The 6,203-nt window shown below is 60.3% G+C and carries 2 protein-coding genes; one reads left to right on the forward strand and one right to left on the reverse strand.

Features of this window, described 5'->3' with window-relative positions; all coding sequences use genetic code 11:
- Positions 1-125 precede the first annotated feature (125 nt).
- Positions 126-4,076: a trifunctional transcriptional regulator/proline dehydrogenase/L-glutamate gamma-semialdehyde dehydrogenase gene (gene putA / locus QMX98_RS31295; RefSeq protein ID WP_282411913.1), complete on the reverse strand. Its 3,951-nt coding sequence runs from the start codon at positions 4,074-4,076 to the stop codon at positions 126-128.
- Positions 4,077-4,538: 462 nt separating this feature from the next.
- Between putA and putP the strand changes: the two genes are divergently transcribed.
- The gene (gene putP / locus QMX98_RS31300; protein WP_010464334.1) at positions 4,539-6,023 is read left to right on the forward strand and encodes a sodium/proline symporter PutP; all 1,485 of its coding nucleotides are present in this window, start codon (positions 4,539-4,541) and stop codon (positions 6,021-6,023) included.
- Positions 6,024-6,203: the final 180 nt, after the last annotated feature.

Here is a 6,203-nt window from a genome sequence, read left to right on the forward strand (position 1 = left end):
CTGCGCGCGATAGCGGTGTGTCATCCAATAATAGGTCGGATGACAGAGCGCTATCGCGAGCAGGCTCACTCCTACAGGATTTTGCATACCGGGCAGCCATTGCGGTTGCCCGGTTTTGTTGCGGTTTAGCCGATGGTCATCAAGCTGGCGTTACCACCCGCCGCAGCGGTGTTGACGCTCAACGCACGCTCAATCACCAGACGCTCCAGCGCAATGCTGGTCTCGCCCTGCGACAGGCCATGAACCCCGACAATCGCCCCGGCACGCTTGGCCACTTGCTGGCACACCGCACGCAGCTGGTCGGAATGGCCGTGATGCAGAACCGCATCAAACACCACTTCGTCCTTGCTCCAGTCGGAAACAAGCTTGATTCGCGCCTGAACTTCCTTCGGCAGACGTGCGAACACCGCTTTGGTCAATTCAGCTTCCGGCCACACCGCCGAACCGCCGACAGCCAATACCGCCGCCAGCTGCGTCAGCAGATCGCCTTCAACTTCCGCCAGGCACAGCACGTGTTCGCGCGGCAGGATGGCGTAGCTGTTGCGCTCGCCAGTCGGGCCAGGGAGGACACGGGTGATGCCGCTTTGCGACTGCGCCGCGAACTGCACACACAGCGTGCTCAGGTCTGCAAACGTGTTGCTGTCGGCCCACGCCTTCAGGGCGGTCAGTGGCTTGCTCATGGCATCACGCAAACGGACATCCGGTGCTGCGATGGCGTCGCCGCGAGCGAAGGATTGTTCGATGGCATCGGTAGGACGCGTCGACAGCAAACGGTACAGGTACAGCGGACCACCGGCCTTCGGGCCGGTGCCCGACAAGCCTTCGCCACCGAACGGCTGTACGCCGACCACGGCACCCACGATGTTGCGGTTTACGTAGACGTTACCGGCGTTGACGTTGTCGATCACCTTGGCGATGGTCTCGTCGATCCGGGTGTGCACACCCAGCGTCAGGCCATAGCCGGAAGCGTTGATCTGACCAATCAGTTGATCGATGTCTTTGCGCTTGTAGCGAACCACGTGCAGCACCGGACCGAAGATCTCACGTTGCAGCTCATCGAAGCTTTCCAGTTCGATCAGCGTTGGCATCACGAATGTGCCGCGTTTTACTTCCTCGCTGTTGGCGATGGCCACCTGATACACGTTGCGACCTTTGTCGCGCATGGCCTGGATGTGCTTCTCGATGCCGGCCTTGGCTTCGGCGTCGATCACCGGGCCAATGTCCACGGACAGGCGCTCAGGGTTGCCGAGACGGCATTCAGCCATGGCGCCCTTGAGCATTTCGATCACACGGTCAGCGGAATCTTCCTGCAGGCACAGCACGCGCAGGGCCGAGCAACGTTGACCGGCGCTGTCGAAAGCCGACGACACCACATCGATCACCACCTGTTCGGTCAGTGCCGAAGAGTCGACGATCATCGCGTTCTGGCCACCGGTTTCGGCGATCAGCGGAATCGGACGACCCTGTGCATCCAGGCGACCGGCGACATTGCGTTGCAGCAAACGAGCGACTTCGGTGGAGCCGGTGAACATCACGCCTTTGACCCGATCGTCGCCGACCAGACGGGCGCCGACGGTTTCGCCACGGCCCGGCAGCAGTTGCAGCACACCTTCCGGAATCCCGGCTTCGAGCAGCAAGCGCACGGCTTGAGCCGCTACCAGCGGGGTTTGTTCCGCAGGCTTGGCCAATACCGGGTTGCCTGCGGCCAGTGCAGCAGCTACCTGGCCACTGAAGATTGCCAGCGGGAAGTTCCACGGGCTGATGCAGACCACCGGACCCAATGGGCGGTGGGCGTCGTTGGTGAAATCGTTACGCGCCTGCACCGCGTAATAACGCAGGAAGTCCACGGCTTCACGCACTTCGGCGATGGCGTTGGCGAAGGTCTTGCCGGCTTCGCGAGCCAGCAGGCCCATCAGCGGCTGGATCTCGCCTTCCATCAAATCGGCGGCACGTTCCAGAATCGCAGCGCGTTCGGCGGGCGGAGTGGCCTGCCAGATCGGTGCAGCCTTCAGGGCGCACTGGATCGCGTTGTCGACGTCTTCGACGGTTGCTTCCTGTACGTGGCCGACGACGTCACGCAGATCCGACGGGTTCAGCACCGGAGCCGGGGTTTCAGTGCTGGACGCGCAACCGAGCATCGGCGCGGCTTTCCAGTGATTGTGAGCGGTGGCCAGCAAAGCACAGGACAGCGAAGCCAGACGATGTTCGTTGGCCATGTCGATGCCGCTGGAGTTGGCGCGCTCGGCACCATAAAGATCACGCGGCAGCGGGATACGCGGGTGCGGCAGGCCGAAGCCGCCTTCCAGCGTTGCCATCTGCTCGATGCTGGCCACTGGATCGGCCACCAGCTCCTGAATCGAAATGGATTGGTCGGCGATGCGGTTGACGAACGAAGTGTTCGCGCCGTTTTCCAGCAGACGACGCACCAGATACGCCAACAGCGTTTCGTGAGTACCGACCGGGGCGTACACGCGGCACGGACGATTCAACTTGCCTTCGGAAACTTTGCCTACAACCTGTTCGTACAGCGGTTCACCCATGCCGTGCAGGCACTGGAACTCGTACTGACCCGGGTAATAGTTCTGACCGGCAATGTGGTAAATGGCCGACAGGGTGTGGGCGTTGTGCGTGGCGAACTGCGGGTAGATGACTTCCGGCACCGACAGCAGCTTGCGTGCGCAAGCGATGTAGGAAACGTCGGTGTACACCTTGCGGGTGTAGACCGGATAGCCTTCCAGGCCCTCGACCTGGGCGCGCTTGATTTCGCTGTCCCAGTACGCGCCTTTTACCAGGCGGATCATCAGGCGATGACGGCTGCGACGAGCCAGGTCGATCACGTAGTCGATCACATACGGGCAACGCTTCTGATAAGCCTGGATCACGAAACCGATGCCGTTCCAGCCGGTCAGTTGTGGCTCGAAGCACAGGCGCTCCAGCAGATCCAGCGACAGTTCGAGGCGGTCGGCTTCTTCGGCGTCGATGTTCAGGCCGATGTCGTATTGCTTGGCCAGCAGGGTCAGCGACAGCAGGCGCGGGTACAGCTCGTCCATCACGCGCTCGTACTGCGCACGGCTGTAACGCGGGTGCAGTGCCGAGAGCTTGATGGAAATGCCAGGACCTTCATAAATCCCACGACCGTGAGAGGCTTTGCCGATCGAGTGGATGGCTTGTTCGTACGAGGCCAGGTATTTCTGGGCATCGTGCTCGGTGAGTGCGGCTTCACCCAGCATGTCGTAGGAATAGCGGAAACCCTTGGCTTCGAACTTGCTCGCATTGGCCAGGGCTTCGGCGATGGTTTCGCCGGTCACGAACTGCTCGCCCATCAGGCGCATGGCCATGTCGACGCCCTTGCGGATCATCGGCTCGCCGCTCTTGCCGATGATGCGGCTCAAGGAGGAAGTCAGGCCCGCTTCATTGTGGGTGGCGACCAGTTTGCCGGTCAGCAACAAGCCCCAGGTCGCGGCGTTGACGAACAGCGACGGGCTGTTGCCCAAGTGCGGGTGCCAGTTGCCGGTGCTGATCTTGTCGCGGATCAGCGCGTCACGGGTGCCTTTGTCCGGGATGCGCAGCAGCGCTTCGGCGAGGCACATCAGCGCGACGCCTTCCTGGGACGACAGGGAAAATTCCTGCAACAGACCCTGAACAATTCCGGCACGGCCGCCGGCGCTCTTCTGATTGCGCAGTTTTTCGGCGATCGAGGAGGCGAGCTTGTTAGTGGCTTCGGCCATCGCCGCCGGCAGACGCGCCTGCTCGATCAGCATCGGCACCACTTCAGGTTCCGGGCGACGGTAAGCGGCAGTGATCGAGGCGCGCAGCACCGATTGCGGCAGGATGCTTTCGGCAAATTCGAGGAAGCACTGGTGGGCGTGATCCAGAGGCGCATCGACGGCTTCGTCGGAATCCTTGGTCAAACCGCTCAGCTCGGTCAGGGTTGCACCACCCTCGAGTTTTTCCAGGTAATTGAAAATTGCCTGCTTGATCAGCCAGTGCGGCGTGCGATCAATCGAGGTCGCGGCCGCCTTGAGGCGCTCGCGGGTCGGGTCGTCAAGTTTGACCCCAAGGGTGGTGGTAGCCATATTTTTATCCTCATGTTTGCCACGACCGCGTGGCATCAGCTGGCCGCAAGATTAGCTGGGCAACCTTTGAGGTGCAACCGGGTGCAACCCTTTTTTTGTCGGAATAATAAGCAGCTCGTCAGGAAATAAATTCCGGAACGAACGTACCGCGCTGACTTGGTGCTTTTTATTCTAGTAAACCGTCAGGACTGCCCTAAAAGGGAGCAAAAACAGGGGTTTTTCAGGTAAATCCGACTAGGTGCAACTTATTCTCGAAAAATGGGTTGCACCTTATTTGCTTTGTTGAATAGCATTCGCGGCCAAGGTGCAACCGGTCATAAAAGACTGGTGTACCGGCTGATGGCTTTCCTGGGGAAACATCAGTCATAAATGCGCGGGACCTGAAATCGTCTGTCAAACGTCGTCGTTTGCGCGCGGTTCACCAGCCGCCGCTACATAAAAACAAAGCCAGGGCGAAACTTAATGAGCGTTAGCAATCCAACTCTGATCACGTTCGTGATCTACATCGCAGCAATGGTGCTGATCGGCTTCATGGCCTATCGCTCCACCAACAACCTTTCTGACTACATTCTGGGCGGTCGTAGCCTGGGCAGCGTCGTGACGGCATTGTCTGCCGGTGCTTCCGACATGAGCGGCTGGTTGTTGATGGGCCTGCCGGGTGCCATCTACATGTCCGGTCTGTCCGAAAGCTGGATCGCCATCGGCCTGATCATCGGTGCTTACCTGAACTGGCTGTTCGTCGCCGGTCGTCTGCGCGTGCAGACTGAGCACAACGGCGATGCACTGACCCTGCCGGATTACTTCTCCAGCCGTTTCGAAGACAAAAGCGGCCTGCTGCGGATCATCTCCGCCGTCGTGATCCTGGTGTTCTTCACCATCTACTGCGCTTCCGGCATTGTGGCTGGCGCCCGTCTGTTCGAAAGCACCTTCGGCATGTCCTACGAGACCGCGCTGTGGGCCGGTGCTGCGGCGACGATTGCCTACACCTTCGTCGGCGGTTTCCTGGCCGTGAGCTGGACGGACACCGTACAAGCCACTCTGATGATCTTCGCCCTGTTGCTGACCCCGATCATCGTGCTGCTGGCCACCGGCGGCGTCGACACCACGTTCCTGGCCATCGAAGCGCAGGATCCAAGCAACTTCGACATGCTGAAAAACACCACCTTCATCGGCATCATCTCGCTGATGGGCTGGGGCCTGGGATACTTCGGCCAGCCGCACATCCTCGCGCGTTTCATGGCGGCGGATTCGGTCAAGTCGATCGCCAAGGCACGTCGCATTTCCATGGCCTGGATGATCCTGTGCCTGGGCGGCACCGTCGCTGTAGGTTTCTTCGGTATCGCTTACTTCTCGGCACACCCCGAGCTGGCCGGCCCTGTGACCGAAAACCCAGAGCGCGTGTTCATCGAACTGGCGAAAATCCTGTTCAACCCATGGGTTGCCGGTGTCCTGCTGTCGGCCATTCTGGCTGCGGTCATGAGCACCTTGAGCTGCCAACTGTTGGTGTGCTCGAGCGCCCTGACCGAAGACTTCTACAAAACCTTCCTGCGTAAAACCGCTTCCCAGGTTGAATTGGTCTGGGTCGGCCGCGCCATGGTGCTGCTGGTTGCCCTGATCGCCATCGCGTTGGCCGCTAACCCGGAAAACCGCGTATTGGGTCTGGTCAGCTACGCCTGGGCCGGTTTCGGTGCTGCGTTCGGTCCGGTGGTCCTGATCTCCGTGATCTGGAAAGACATGACCCGCAACGGCGCACTGGCCGGCATCCTGGTCGGCGCGATCACCGTGATCGTCTGGAAGCACTTCGAACTGCTGGGCCTGTACGAAATCATCCCGGGCTTCATCTTCGCCAGCCTGGCCATCTACATCGTCAGCAAGCTGGGCGCGCCAACTCAGGGCATGCTTCAGCGTTTCGCCGCTGCCGAGGCTGATTTCCGCCTGAACAAGTGATAGGGATGAGCTAAGGCTCTGAGCTTTCGCCGAACATGAAAACGGCCCGCTTCCTTTTGGAGGCGGGCCGTTTTTTTGTCTGCGGGAAAAGATTGGGTGTTTTTTATGGCCCTTTCGCGGGCAAGCCTCGCTCCTGCAGGGTTGGCGATTCGCCACAAAACTGTAGGAGCGAGGCTTGCC

It is taken from the genome of Pseudomonas sp. PS02303 (assembly GCF_029959925.1).
GTDB classification, from domain to species: Bacteria; Pseudomonadota; Gammaproteobacteria; order Pseudomonadales; family Pseudomonadaceae; genus Aquipseudomonas; species Aquipseudomonas mandelii.